The sequence below is a fragment of the Litoribacillus peritrichatus genome (assembly GCF_039537985.1).
Taxonomy (GTDB): Bacteria; Pseudomonadota; Gammaproteobacteria; order Pseudomonadales; family Litoribrevibacteraceae; genus Litoribacillus; species Litoribacillus peritrichatus.
This window is the reverse complement of sequence record NZ_BAABBN010000007.1, coordinates 1,341,788-1,356,315: the sequence shown is the minus strand read 5'-3', so window position 1 is coordinate 1,356,315 and position 14,528 is coordinate 1,341,788. Positions and strand designations below refer to the sequence as shown.

The 14,528-nt window shown below is 46.2% G+C and carries 10 protein-coding genes; 8 read left to right on the top strand and 2 right to left on the bottom strand.

Features of this window, described 5'->3' with window-relative positions:
- Positions 1-47: 47 nt before the first annotated feature.
- The 3 genes from pta to ABD744_RS15815 all read left to right on the top strand — a co-directional run bounded on the left by pta (position 48) and on the right by ABD744_RS15815 (position 3,932).
- Complete coding sequence (pta, locus tag ABD744_RS15825) at positions 48-2,204, top strand: phosphate acetyltransferase (RefSeq protein WP_344799501.1); 2,157 nt, start codon at positions 48-50, stop codon at positions 2,202-2,204.
- Between the two features lie 240 nt (positions 2,205-2,444).
- Complete coding sequence (locus tag ABD744_RS15820; RefSeq protein WP_344799500.1) at positions 2,445-3,389, top strand: 1-acylglycerol-3-phosphate O-acyltransferase, YihG family; 945 nt, start codon at positions 2,445-2,447, stop codon at positions 3,387-3,389.
- A 333-nt stretch (positions 3,390-3,722) separates the two neighbouring features.
- Entirely contained in the window at positions 3,723-3,932 is a 210-nt protein-coding gene (locus ABD744_RS15815) for a cold-shock protein (RefSeq protein WP_344799499.1), read from the top strand.
- 118 nt (positions 3,933-4,050) lie between these two features.
- Here the strand turns inward: ABD744_RS15815 and ABD744_RS15810 are convergent, their stop codons facing one another.
- Both ABD744_RS15810 and ABD744_RS15805 read right to left on the bottom strand, forming a co-directional pair.
- Entirely contained in the window at positions 4,051-4,827 is a 777-nt protein-coding gene (locus ABD744_RS15810; RefSeq protein WP_344799498.1) for a hydroxypyruvate isomerase family protein, read from the bottom strand.
- A gap of 9 nt (positions 4,828-4,836) precedes the next feature.
- Positions 4,837-5,748, bottom strand: a complete 912-nt coding sequence (locus ABD744_RS15805; protein WP_344799497.1) for an NAD(P)-dependent oxidoreductase — start codon at positions 5,746-5,748, stop codon at positions 4,837-4,839.
- Between the two features lie 276 nt (positions 5,749-6,024).
- Here ABD744_RS15805 and ABD744_RS15800 point away from each other — a divergent pair, with 276 nt between their 5' ends.
- From ABD744_RS15800 to ABD744_RS15780, 5 genes are all read left to right on the top strand, one after another.
- Complete coding sequence (locus ABD744_RS15800) at positions 6,025-8,190, top strand: acetyl-CoA hydrolase/transferase C-terminal domain-containing protein (RefSeq protein ID WP_344799496.1); 2,166 nt, start codon at positions 6,025-6,027, stop codon at positions 8,188-8,190.
- Between the two features lie 124 nt (positions 8,191-8,314).
- A complete protein-coding gene (locus tag ABD744_RS15795) occupies positions 8,315-9,781 on the top strand; it encodes a sensor domain-containing diguanylate cyclase (protein WP_344799495.1) in 1,467 nt (488 codons plus the stop codon).
- 212 nt (positions 9,782-9,993) lie between these two features.
- Positions 9,994-11,454 (top strand): DUF3336 domain-containing protein, encoded by a 1,461-nt coding sequence (locus tag ABD744_RS15790; protein ID WP_344799494.1) that lies wholly within the window; start codon positions 9,994-9,996, stop codon positions 11,452-11,454.
- Positions 11,455-11,644: 190 nt separating this feature from the next.
- The gene (locus ABD744_RS15785; RefSeq protein WP_344799493.1) at positions 11,645-13,747 is read left to right on the top strand and encodes a putative bifunctional diguanylate cyclase/phosphodiesterase; all 2,103 of its coding nucleotides are present in this window, start codon (positions 11,645-11,647) and stop codon (positions 13,745-13,747) included.
- 160 nt (positions 13,748-13,907) lie between these two features.
- On the top strand, positions 13,908-14,501 hold the full coding sequence (locus tag ABD744_RS15780) for a LemA family protein (protein ID WP_344799492.1): 594 nt from the start codon (positions 13,908-13,910) through the stop codon (positions 14,499-14,501).
- Positions 14,502-14,528: the final 27 nt, after the last annotated feature.

The window sequence follows — 14,528 nt, the reverse complement described above, 5'->3', positions numbered from 1 at the left end:
CAGAACACGATTTCTCAACAGAATACAGTTAAACAGGATAACAGACAGTGTCTATTAAATTATTTTTATCACCCACCAGTGCCAGTACAGGCCTGACCTCCATCAGTGTCGGTCTGCTTCGCGCACTGGATGAACAAGGTTTAAAAGTGGCTTTCGTAAAGCCAATCGCACAAATGCACAAGTACGATGAAGGCCCTGAGCGCTCAACCAGTATCGTGCATAGCATGACGGAACTTGACCCACCCAAACCTATGACACTGAAATACGCTCAAAAGCTGATCGGTAACGGAAAATTAAACCGCCTAATGGAAGAAGTGGTGGCCATGACCGAACAAGCGTCTGAAGGTTACGACGCCGTTGTCATTGAGGGGTTAGTACCTGAAAACGAACCTTTCATTGCAAAACTCAATGTTGAAATGGCTCAGTCACTGAATGCCTCGGTGCTTTTGACTGCTACACCCACCATGTTTGGCAGCTACAGTGAACTTGAAGAGCGAATCTCGATCACCAGCAGCCTGTTTGGCAGCGGTAAGAAAAACAAAGTCATCGGCGTCATAGTCAACAAACTGAACAGCCCGGCCGCCAAAGTGCCTAAATCTCCAATTTTATCCAATGACTTACAAGCAGAAGTCGACGAAGCAGAAACCATTCGTTCTCTGGATATTTTCAGATCAAACCACCGTTTATTGGGCACCATTCCTTGGCAACCGGAGCTGATGTCACCAAGAACAACTGACGTTTGCAACCATCTTAAAGCCGAGTTTGTGTTTAAAGGTCTGTCCGATGACAGACGCGTCGTTCACATGTCGCTGTGCGCAAAAAGCGCGGCTAACATGACCGATGAAATCCGTCCGGGTGCTCTTTTGATCACTCCGGGTGACCGACACGATATCATCATGGCCGTTTGTTTGGCTGCGATGAAAGGCGTTCCACTGGCTGGGCTGGTTGTCACGGGCGGCTTAACACCACCGGAAAGCATTATTGATCTTTGTCGACAAGCCATTGAAACCGGTTTGCCGATCATGAAAAGCAACCTCGACAGCTTCAACACCGTCAGCCGTTTGACCCAAATGAACACCGAAGTACCGACCGACGATACCGACAGAATCAATAAAGTCATGGATTCTGTGGCAACCAACATCGATGGTGAAGGCTTACGTGACATTCTGAAATTGCCTGAAGTGAATCGCCTTTCACCACCTGCGTTCCGCTATCAGCTGGTTAAGCGATCCCAGCAAGCCAACAAGCGCATTGTTCTACCGGAAGGAGAAGAACCGCGCACGATTCAGGCAGCAGCCATCTGTACTGAACGCGGCATAGCCCGCTGTGTGTTGATTGGTAAAGAAGAACGCATTCTGGAAACGGCCAAGAACCAGGGCGTGGAGCTGCCGTCTGCGGTTGAAATCATCGATCCCGATAAAGTGCGTCATAATTACATTGCGCCTTTTGTCGAATTGAGAAAACACAAAGGCGTTACCGCACCACAGGCCGAAGCCTTGCTGGAAGATACCGTAGTACTCGGCACTATGATGCTGGCCATGGATGAGGTGGACGGTTTGGTATCCGGAGCCATCCACACCACAGCCAACACCATCAGACCGGCACTCCAGCTGATCAAGACCAGTCCGAACGCGAAGCAGGTGTCCTCTGTCTTCTTCATGTGTTTACCGGAACAAGTACTTGTCTATGGCGACTGTGCCGTTAACCCAGACCCGGACGCTGAGCTTCTTGCAGACATCGCAATTCAGAGTGCCGACTCCGCCAAAGCCTTTGGTATTGACCCTAAGGTAGCCATGATCAGCTACAGCACAGGTAAATCCGGTTCTGGCGCGGACGTTGAAAAAGTCATTGAAGCCACCAGAATTGCTCAGGAAAGGCGTCCTGATTTAATCCTGGATGGCCCTCTGCAATATGACGCAGCAGCCATTGAGAACGTAGCCAAAAGCAAAGCACCGAACAGCCCGGTTGCAGGGCAGGCCACCATTTTCGTGTTCCCGGATCTGAACACAGGTAACACGACCTATAAGGCAGTACAACGTAGCGCCAATGTAATCAGCATTGGCCCTATGCTTCAAGGCTTGCGCAAGCCGGTGAATGACCTTTCCCGAGGCGCGTTGGTCGAAGACATTGTCTATACCATTGCTCTGACGGCAATCCAGGCGAAACAAACCGCCGACAAGCAAGCAGAACAAGGCATTATTTAAGCGCCTCCGATTGCTTCTGCCCTCACCAATCAGCCCTAATCAAGGGCTGATTGGTCATCCTACAAAACATCTTATAGACAGATGCAACTTCCCCCGGTAATGTGTGTTAGACAACTATCCCTGCTGATAAATATCGCACCAGTCATATAATAACCAAACAATGGCCGAATCGACCTTGGCTTTCTTTCGCTTTGTACTTACAATGAGCGCACACATGTTAGCTGAATTTACAGGTTCGTTATGCTTAGCTTCTTACCAGCACACCTAAAGGGCATTATTTCTTCTGTCTTGCTCCTATTGAATACTCTATTCTGGACGCCGCTGCTGTTCACTCTGGCCATCATTAAACTGATTCTGCCTTTCCAGTCTGTTCGACGTGCACTTGATCCTTTTATCATTGGCATAGCCGAATCCTGGATTGCCTGTAATAGTGGCTGGATGAAACTGGTTCAAAAACTGGAATACAGGGTGACCGGAATTGAAAACATCAAACATGAAGGCTGGTACCTAATTTCTTCCAACCATCAGTCCTGGTCTGACATCACCATCCTCCAGCATATTTTTAATAAGCGCGTTCCTTTCTTTAAATTCTTTCTTAAACAAGAATTAATTTGGGTGCCCATCATGGGAATCAACTGGTGGGCGCTGGAATTTCCGTTCATGAAGCGCTATTCCAAGGAGTTTCTGGAAAAAAATCCTCACTTAAAAGGCAAGGACATGGAAACAACGCGCCAAGCCTGTGAGAAATACAAGCACACTCCTATTGCAATTTTTAACTTTATGGAAGGTACTCGATTCACCAAATCAAAGCACGAACGTCAAAATTCACCTTATAAGCATCTGCTAAAACCTAAAGCCGGTGGTGCTGCGTTTGTGCTCGAAGCGATGGATGGCTTAATCACCCGCTTAGTCAATATCACTGTGGTGTATGACAAAGACACGCCAATGGATTACTGGTCTTTCCTTTGCGGCAAAGTGAATAAAGCGACCATTCATGTCGAACAAATCGTTATTCCACCTGAGTTACTGACCGGCGATTACAACAATGATCCGGAGTTCAGAGCTGATTTTCAGGACTGGATCAGTGCAATATGGCAGGAAAAAGATGAACTGATCGAGTCCATCAAAAATCAACAAAACACACCACAAAGCGAAGGCTTAGTGAAAGAAATAGAAACGGCGTAATAAAAGCTTCATACTTACATCCCGTTTCGTCTGAAACGGGATGTGCCCCCTCTGAAAAATAAATCTTTTATAAAACAAAGACTAAAAAGATTTTCTTGTCGATTACGACATGATTTCATACAAATAAAATTCTTTAAAATAAATAATATTTTACTGCATTCAGATTGTTGATTACTGGTTTAAGCCATGTATAATGTTTTTTCAAGAAATTGGGCTAGTTTATGTCCTGACAACGAAAAACCGTTTAGTAATTCGCTGTTCTGTACTACATAAGTTATACCCTGTTCTTCAGCAATAAAATTTTTAAACAACACAACTTACAGGGTAAGTACAATGTCAAACACAGTAACTGGTAAAGTAAAATTCTTTAACGAATCAAAAGGTTTCGGCTTCATCGAGCAAGAGAATGGCCCAGACGTATTCGTACACTTCAGCTCAATCCAATCTGACGGTTTTAAAACTCTTGCTGAAGGTCAGCAGGTTGAGTTCACTGTAGGCCAAGGCCAGAAAGGTCCTCAAGCTGAAAACGTTAAGCCTCTATAATTTAGAGCTTGCGTCTTAATCGATCAGATAACCCGATCGATTAAACTCAAAAAAGGCGATGATTTCATCGCCTTTTTTATTGCCTGCTGTTTTTCAGTTTCTACTCACAATCTGACACCTAAGGTAAAACCTTCACCATCCAGTCCAACGTACTTTCTGTCACCTGTGTTGGTTTATACTCTGCTCCCACAAACCCTTGGTAGTTGCTTTCCTCAATCATTGAAAATAATTTTTTAAATGCCAGACCGCCTGTTCCCGGCTCTCCTCTGCCCGGCATATCGGCAAACTGAATATGACCAATCAAATGAGATTGTGTACTCAAATCATGCCACAAATTTTCACCCATCATCGCCATATGATAGAGATCATATTGAGCTTTGATATTCTGATGTTCCAGGCGCGACATCACAGACCACATTTGTTCTGCTCGATGAATGACAAAACCAGGCATGTCTTTCACATTAATAGCCTCAAACACAGCCACTACACCAATTTCAGCTAAAGCATCGGCTGTGCGTGTTAAATTCCATTCAAATGTCTTTCGATAGGCATCCAGTCGCTCCTCATTTTTACAGCGACCCGCCAGAACATTCACCACAGACACATTCAGTGCTTTTGCATAATCAAGGCACTGAGCCAGCGCATCCGAATAAGAATCGGTCAATTCAGGAACAGAAGCCAAACCTTCCCCACCCGACATCAAATCCCCCGCCGGAACATTGATGAGAACTACGTCCACTTCGGCGCTTTCCTTAGCCTGAACTAAGACATCCAGAGGAACTTCATAGGGAAACTGAATTTCCACCGCATCAAAGCCCGCGTCTTTCGCTTGCTGTAGACGCTCCACTAAGGGAACTTCGGTGAACATAAGTGAAATATTGGCACACAACTTCATAGGAGAACCTTATTTATCCGAACCGTCAGAGAGGTAATGTTCAATCAGAGTACAAGGATCAGAATCCCGATACCCTTTGCTTGCGTGCATACGCATTAACTCGGCGCCCAGGCCAGCCATAGGAATTGAAGACTCAACATTTTTCGCTAAATGATTGGCCATATCCAAATCTTTCAATAAGGTTTTTACGTGCCACTTTATTTCATCAAAATCCCGGTTAGCCATGCGAGGCCCGGTCAGCTGCAATGGAATCGAATCGGCAAAGCCCCCCTTGAGTGCCATCGGAATCTGGGCTGAATCCACACCGGCCTTTTCCGCCAACGCCATCACCTCCGCCATGACCAAAACATTACTGCTCACGATCATCTGATTGCATATCTTGGTGACCTGACCGCTGCCCACTGGCCCCATCCGGGTTACGCGTTGAGATAATGGCTCGAACACCGCAGATAATGATTCAATAACCGCCTCTTCGCCACCGCACATGATGGCTAACGAGCCTTGCTCAGCACCAGCAACACCGCCAGAAACCGGGCTATCGACCCAGTCCACAGAGCAGCACTCTTTCAGGACTTTTGACATTTCCCGGGTTTGTTCCGGGTCTATACTGGAGAAATCCACCAAGGTTTTGAGTTTTGGCTGCTCCTGCCCCGACAAAGCCTCGACAATACCGTCCGCACCAAAAACAACATGTCGAACGGCATCTGAGTCGGTCACACATAACAAAACCACATCCGATTCAGAAACCAACGAAGCAATGGAGTCGCATTCCGTCGCACCAGCCTCAACAACACCCGCCAGTTTTTCTTTACTTCGATTCCAGACATTGACGGCAAAACCTGCTGCCAACAAACGCTTGGTCATGGAAGTTCCCATCAAGCCAATACCAATAAACCCTAATACCTGTGAGTTCTGAGACATTATTCCTCCCAATTCAGATCTCTTTCATAATGAATGGCCTGTATATTAAGAGAGAAAACTAAATTGGCAATCAATCATTCATATAAAGTTATTTTCATCCCCCGGAATTCAAGGTATACACTATTTTTTATAAACACAGATGCTCAAGTAAAACACGCAACTAAAAACACGACAGTTCGGTTATAGGCATTGATAAAGATCAACTCGTCCACACCTCAGACGTCATAGAGTTAAATTTAACCAATACAAGTTGCTCGCCAAAAAAGGATTTCATTCATGACCACTCAGCATTTTACTGATCTCGACCTATGCGTGGACCAACTCATTGAGTCACTGGATAAAAACATCGTAATGGGCGTGCCTTTGGGGATCGGAAAGCCAAACCAGTTCATTAATGCTCTTTATGCCAAAGCCAAGCAAGACCCCAGTATTTCATTAAAAATCATCACCGCACTGTCATTAGAACGACCAAAAACCGCTCCGGGATTAGAAGCCAGGTTTTTGGAGCCAGTCTTTGATCGGCTGTTCGATGGGTACGTGGAGCTGGATTACGTCGCGGACATCAAGAAACAAGTGGTTCCGGATAACATTCAAATTTGTGAGTTCTTTTTTAAATCCGGCAGCATGCTGAAAAATGATTACGCGCAACAAAACTACATCTCCAGTAACTACACCCACGTAGCCAGAGACATGATCGATCAAGGGGCAAACCTATTAGCCCAACAGGTATCTAAAGGGTCTTATCAGGGTAAACACTATCTGTCGCTAAGCAGTAACCCAGACGTTACGATCGACCTTATGCCCCTGATCAGACAAGAGCAAGAGCGAGGAAAAACCATCAAATTGGTTGCCCAGATCAACGATCAACTTCCGTTTATGCTGAACGATGCCCTGGTGGCGGAAGACGAGTTTGATTGCATCATTGACAACAAAGCATTTTATTCCACCTTGTTTGCACCACCCAACATGCCTGTTTCTGCGGTCGACTTTGCCATTGGAATGCACGCCAGTGCATTGATCAGGGACGGTGGTACATTACAGATCGGCATAGGCTCGCTAGGGGATGCCATCGTTTACGCCAGCATATTAAGAAATACCCAGAACGAAACCTTCCGTCAGGTTTTATCGCAACTGGGCGGAGAACACTACCAACCCTTAATTGATAAAGTCGGTGACCTCGCCCCCTTTTCAGAAGGCCTCTACGGTTCCAGTGAAATGTTTGTGAACGGCTTTCTGCATCTGATCAAAAACAACATTGTTAAACGCAAAGTATACGAGAATCTTCATATTCAGAGGCTGGTGAATGACAATAAAATTCAGGAAAACCTGACACCGGACTGTTTGGATCAACTGGTCGAATCCGGTTTTTTTGGCGACATGTTCCATGAAACACAAATTGAGACCGCCAAATACTTTGGTATCTTTAATGATAAAGTAACCTGGAAATTCAACCAGGTATACTTGGAAGACCATATTCTTGGCACTAACCCTCATGACCCAGAGCTGATTAAAAAGCTCAAAAACCACGGTCTCGGTTCAAAATTGAAGCATGGCATTATCATGCATGGCGGCTTTTTCCTTGGGCCAAAAGACTTTTATCAGGCCCTGTTTGATATGACTGAGGCTGAACATGAGTCCATCAGCATGACCAGCGTAGGCCACGTTAATCAGCTGCTCATAAATGAAGACCTGATCTTTGCTCAACGCAAAGATGCTCGTTTCATCAACACCGGACTCATGGCAACGCTGAACGGAGCCGTAGTGTCTGACGGATTAGAATCCGGTAAAATCGTCAGCGGCGTCGGTGGTCAGTACAACTTTGTATCAATGGCACACGCCATACCAAGTGCACGATCCATCCTGCTCATTCGAAGCACGCGCACCAGTAAAGGCGAAGTATCATCCAACATCATCTGGAATTATGGCCACACCACCATTCCTCGTCACTTGAGGGACATCGTCATCACCGAATACGGTGTCGCCGACTTAAGAGGCAAAACAGACTCAGAAGTCATTCAAGCGATGTTAAACATTACCGATTCCAGATTTCAGGCACCCCTACTGGAAGAAGCGAAACAAAACGGGAAAATACCCAACTCGTATCAAATCCCTGACGCATTTAAAAACAACAAACCAGAAGCCGTGGCCGAAATCATTCAGCAGTATCAACAAAACGGGTTGTTTCCGACCTTTCCTTTAGGCACAGACTTTACCGAACAAGAACTTCAGATTGGTGCTTGCCTGAAAAAGCTGAAAGCTATTCAGTCCAGTAAAGCGGAACTGTTTAAAACGGTTTTAAAGGCCTTCAGCCATGAAAACCTTGAAGAACAGGCCAAGCCCTACTTACAACGAATGGCAATGAACGCTACACTGAACAAAAAGGAACAGATAGAGAAAAAGCTGTTTATACATCAATTGTCGGAATCGGGTTTACTTGCATAACATCAACCTTTACTCCTATTATTGATTAGTTACTCAACAATTACTGGTTATACACTGGATAGCAATGGACTGTAAGCTCTCCCAAGATCAAAAGGGCTCCATATCACAACGCGGACTGTGGTTTATGGCGATCTATGCTATCTATATCACGGCAGGCTTTTTGGGCATCAGTTTTGTCAGCTTTCCGCCGGGTCATTTATCGGTAATCTGGCTGCCCTCAGGCATTGCCTTTCTTGGAATCTTATTATTAGGCCCTTCTGCAACCATCCCCATATTTCTAGGGTCTTTAAGCATCAAGCTGCCCTACCTCTACCAGGCCGACGCTGCCGTATTGTCGTTACTGACCCTCACGGTCGCGGCCATCATTGAAACCTTTCAAGGCTGGTATGCACACCTGCTCTGGAACAAGATTTTTGCTTCAAGAGGCATTTCTTCTGGGGCAGACGTGCTGACCTTTTTTACTCGCGTTGCATTTACGCCTTGCCTGGTCACCGTTTGGGCGATCGTTGGCCTGTTTATCCTGACCGGTTACATAACCAGTGATTTAAGCCCCTGGCAACTCTGGTTAGAAAATACCGTCGTCATCACCATGGCGCACACCTTAGGCATTTTCCTGGTGGTCGCCCTCTACCAAAGTTATTGGCTGATCAAACAAGACCCCTGGACACTCAAAGAATTTAAAATCGGACTGATTTCCATCATCGCACTATTAGTGGTATGTGCGGTGTCTTTCTCCCTGTCAGACCTGCCGTTATACCTGATTTTGCCGATTTTTTTAGTGCTCATCATTCATACCGGTTATGCAGGCTCAAGCATAGCGCTAACGCTTGTCAGCTTCTGGACAATCATAGCCACCGCCAACGGTTTAGGCCCCTTCGTGGCAGAAGATACTTACCTCAGCTTAATCCACATTATGGTCTTCGTGTTATGCCTCGGACTCACCATGCAGTTCTCCGCATTAACACTGGACAACCTTAATGCTAATAAGCGCGATATGGCCAACACCATCCAAAAGCGAACGGAAGAACTGGAAAAGAAAAACAGGCAACTGCTCGAGCTGGCATCCACCGACCACCTGACCGGGCTTTGCAATCGTCGCAGCTTTGAGAAAATCGCCAATAAAGAACTTGAAAGAGCGCAGCGCTACCAAACGCCTTTGTCTATTCTGGCTTTGGATTTGGACTTCTTTAAAACCGTTAACGACACTCATGGCCACGCCTTTGGTGATGAAGTCTTGCAAACGTTCACCAAATCCTGCCTGGAGTGCCTACGCAAAACAGACCTGATGGCGAGACTGGGAGGAGAAGAGTTTGTCGTCCTTTTACCAGAAACCACCGAATATCTGGCAGCAAACGTGGGGGAAAAGCTCAGGGAAGCCATTGAGCAAATCGAAGCCGTATCACCCGAAGGTATAAACGTTACAATCACCTGCTCTGTCGGAGTCACCACCGGCACCATGCAAGACGAGAATATTGCAGCGCTGCTTCACCGAGCAGACGAAGCCCTGTACGACGCCAAAAAGCTGGGGCGAAACCGTGTTTCAATCTATAAGCGAATGGGCACCGACACCGGCGTCATCCTTCCTCAATAAACCATCTGAGTTGCTATACCTGCAGCGCTGTTTCAGCAACACAATCCAACCTGTTTCGAAACAACTTTGTTAAAAAGTGTCTTTCCGGGACAAAAATGCCCTAATATGAGACATATCAATATACGTTGTGTGGATAAATTATTTGTCTGATTGCACTGGCCTTACACCTGTGTAATTATTCCCCGTCTCTTCAGACCTCAAAGGAGTTTTCAGTGAGAAATCGAAAGGCGCTTGTACGAAAGCTACAACAGGAAGTTGCTAACGCCGAGACCTACGATGAATGGCAAAATGCTGCCCTATCTCTGGACCACCTTGAAGGAAATGACGAGTGGAAACGCATCGACAAATCCTCCTTGTACGATTACACCCTGATTTCCCGACGCCTTGAACAACTGCGTTTAAGCCATCGTACCAACGACATGGCTCAGCTTACACGTGCTCTGCGAGAAGGGCTTCACCACGACCTTGGCAACATGGGTAACTACAAGCTTTATGAGAAGAGCCACATTGGCACCAAAAAGCTGATTGAAGACTATGTCAATCAGGTATGTTATTCACTGAATTTCCTTTGCGATAACGATGTTGACGCCTTACCACTCGATAAAAAACTTGGCTTTTTTGAAGATACCACACTCAGCTTCGGCCGCCCTTCGCTGTTATTAAGTGGCGGCGCAACTCTGGGGTTATTCCACCTCGGTGTCGTGAAAGCTTTATGGGAGCACAACTTGCTCCCTCAGGTAATTGCCGGCTCAAGCGTTGGCTCCATCATCGCAGGAATCATTGGCACCCGTACCGACGCAGAGTTACAGGATTTGCTGGATCGTGACGATCACGACCTGGAAGCCTGGAAATACCTGGGTTTAAAAGGCCTGCTACTTGGCCGGGGCATTTACGATGCCAAAAACCTGGAAAAATGCATCCGTGAAAAAGTGGGCGACTACACCTTCCAGGAAGCTTACGAACACAGCGGCAGAAGCATTAATATTTCAGTGTCGCCAGCGGCCTCCAAAAACCAAAAGTCCAGATTGCTTTGCGGCTACACGTCCCCTTACGTCACCGTATGGAGTGCATCGCTCGCGTCCTGCTCTATTCCAGGCATTTTTCCACCAGCCACCTTAATCCAGAAAAACGCCAATAACGCATTAAGTCCGTATCTGCCATTACACAGATATGTGGACGGCTCAATGAAGAGTGATTTGCCGATTGAACGTTTAACGCACCTTTATGATGTAAACTTTCACGTCGTGAGCCAAACCAACCCACACATTGTCCCCTTCATCCCTGAAGGAGGCCATCCGGCAGACCCGACATGGGCTAACCTGCCATGGCGTCTCGTCAAGTCTGAATTAGAGTATCACGGCAAAGGGGTGTTTGATTTCTTACGGAAAAAAGCGCCGACTGAAATTCTTCGCCAAACCGCAGGCCATGCATACACAGTGATGGCCCAGCGCTATTATGGTGATGTCACCATTTCACCAAAGTACTCCTTTACCGACTACCTGAAGATCACCAAAAACCCAACCCCTGAAATGCTTCGCCAGTTCATGTTGGAAGGACAGCGAGCCACCTGGCCGAAAATCTCTATGATCAAAGCCCACTCTCAAATCAGCCAGACGCTGGAAGACTGCATTAAGCGAACGAAGCGACGCTTAAAACTGAAAATATTCAGCTGATTCTAACCGATATCAGGCCGGTAATGCTCTCACTGTACTAAGACAGCAAAGTTACCGGCCATTTATATGACACTCTGAAAAGACAGCCTTTTGACTATCTATGCGGATTAACTTACGTCGTTAACAAAAGCTGACAACTCGCTTATCTTTTTTACATTCTGACCTCTCCGCCTCTGCCTATAATCAAGAGATGGATTCAATATTATTAACCGAAGACCAGCACTTAAAAATTCAAATAAACCATTGGGCCAACATCAATGACATTAACATTGAACATCAGGTGCCCTCTGTTGCCTGCGCGCACCCCATTGAATCCTCTCATATTGATTTACTGATCATTGATACCCGGGATCAGTTTTTAAAAGACACGCCATCAAGTATGCCTGCGCTTGAAAAGATAAGGGATCAACTATTAACGACCAACAAACACCTCTATATTTTATACATCTTGGATGAAGTTGATCCGGAATACTGGCAGCACGCCAACGAATACGATTACCGCTTAATCTGGCCTGCCCCGGAAGGGAAGCTGGAAGCAAAACTGAACACCATACTGACCAACTGTCGAGTCATGCACGAACTCAAGTCTCAGGTTTTGCTGATGGAGACTTTGTTTGATCGATCGAGAGATGGCATTGCCATTGCTGACAAATCTGGCAACTTGTTGATCACCAACCACCAGCTTAATCATTTATTTGGCTATAAAAACCACGAACTGGATGGTAAAAATGTTTCGGAGCTTTTACCCAGACCCTATAACGAACACGTAAAAGAATATTTATCCCAGTTTAATACCAACCTTGATGATCACTCTGAGGGCCATAAATTCTTTGAAGAAGGCGAAGGCGTCGATTGCCACGGAAAAATCATCGCAGTGGAGCTTTCCATCACAGAGCTACCCGGCCTGAAAGAAGTTCGTTATTTATCAGTCATACGAGACATTCGGCAAAAAACGTTATCTCAGCGAGCCGCAGCAAAGCAGTCACAATACGACCCTCTGACTCAACTGCCCAACTGGGAGTTGCTGCAAAACCGGCTCGATAAAAAAATCACACAATGGGACATTAGCCGAAGCTACGATTCACCGAGCTTAATGCTGATCGACATCAACCGTTTTAAAATAATCAATGAATCCCTCGGTCGCAACGAAGGAGACCAACTGTTAGTCGAACTTTCACGTCGCATTCGGTTTAACCTTGAAGAGCAGGACATGCTATACCGAATTGCCAGCGATGAATTTGCCGTAGTATTAAGGCCCGGCATTACCGACAACCAGGTTCTAATTCTGGTCGGTCAAATCATAGATGACCTGACCACACCGTTTTTAATTGGTGCCTTGGAGTTATATATCACGGTCAGTTTTGGCATAGCTAAAGCTGACCGAACCACAGACAGCGGGGCATCCCTCATACGCGCCGCTGATAACGCACTCCAAGTTGCCAAATCCCCAGGCAATGAAGCCTGGGCTTTTTTTGAATCAAGCAATACAAAACCCGATAAACTACGGCTAGAGCTGGAATCGTCTTTATTCACCGCCATCGAAAACGGCGAGTTTGAACTTCACTACCAACCCCAATTAGCGCTTTCTTCAAAAACCATACAGGGTGCAGAAGCATTACTTCGCTGGAGTGATCCCAGGCATGGGGCAATCAGCCCAATGGAGTTTATCCCTATTCTGGAAGACACCGGGCTGATCGATAAGGTCGGCAGTTGGGTAATTCAGACCGCCTGTGCTTATTGGAAGTTCTGGCAGGACGAAGGTTTGATTGCCGATACGCACAGAATCTCGGTGAATGTTTCTCCCTATCAATTCCGTAACACAGGGTTATTGGTTGCAGTAAAATCGGCACTGGAAGAAACCGGTCTGGACCCAAGAAACCTTACTTTGGAAATCACCGAAAGTACTTTAATGACCGACGACGAAGATAACCTTGCCATGCTGCACACGTTGAAAAGTCTCGGCATCACCATTGCGCTGGACGACTTTGGTACAGGCTTTTCCTCGCTCAGTTATCTGACCAAGTTTCCCATCGATTACCTGAAAATTGATCGGTCATTTTTAACCAACATCATGGCCAACCCAAAAGACGCCAATTTGGTCACCGCCATCATCAATATGGCCCACAGCCTGGAAATGCCCGTGATCGCCGAAGGCGTGGATTGCAAAGAACAGCTCACCTTCCTTACTCAAAAAGGGTGCGACAGTTACCAGGGGTTTTATTTTTCCCGACCGGTAAACGGAAACGACTTCATCCGCCTGATTAATCAAACCAAACACATGCAGGCGTGCTGAGCAAGCACCACCTTCAGAGTTCCCAATCTTATCTTAGCAGTAATCAATCAGAATGCGGTTTAAGTCACGCTTTTAAGGAATAAGCACCTCTCTTTATGGTCACTAAGTAGTGCTATACTGATCGCACATTGTGATTTTCAGAACAAACTCAGGAGCAACTATGAGTACGGATACCATCATCGGTCTTGCCATTGTCGTTGGTGTAATTTTGTTGGTTATTTCCATGTACAACCAGCTTGTTACACTCAAGAACCGTTTTAAAAACAGCTTCGCACAAATTGATGTCCAATTGCAGCGACGGTACGAGCTTATCCCCAACCTGGTGGAATCAGCCAAGGCCTACATGTCCCACGAGCGCGAAACCTTAGCTAAGGTGATGGAAGCACGCAACCAAGCATCGAACGCCAGTAAACAGGCATCGGCCCACCCGGACAACCCTGCCGCGATGAAAGCGCTCTCTCAGGCAGAAAGCAAATTAACCTCAATGCTTGGTGGCTTTTATGCCGTTGCTGAAAATTACCCGGATTTAAAAGCCAACGAAACCGTTTCACAATTAATGGAAGAGTTAACTTCAACCGAAAACCGGGTCTCTTTTGCGCGCCAGGCATTTAACGACGCCGTTATGAATTACAACACTTACCGGGAGCAATTTCCAAGCAACATCATCGCCGGCATGTTCGGGTTTAAGTTTGCAGAATTACTCGAAATTGATGATCCTAAAAAGCGCGAAGCTGTAAAAGTCAGTTTCAACTAAACTGACCCATACTCTACCGGCTCATCA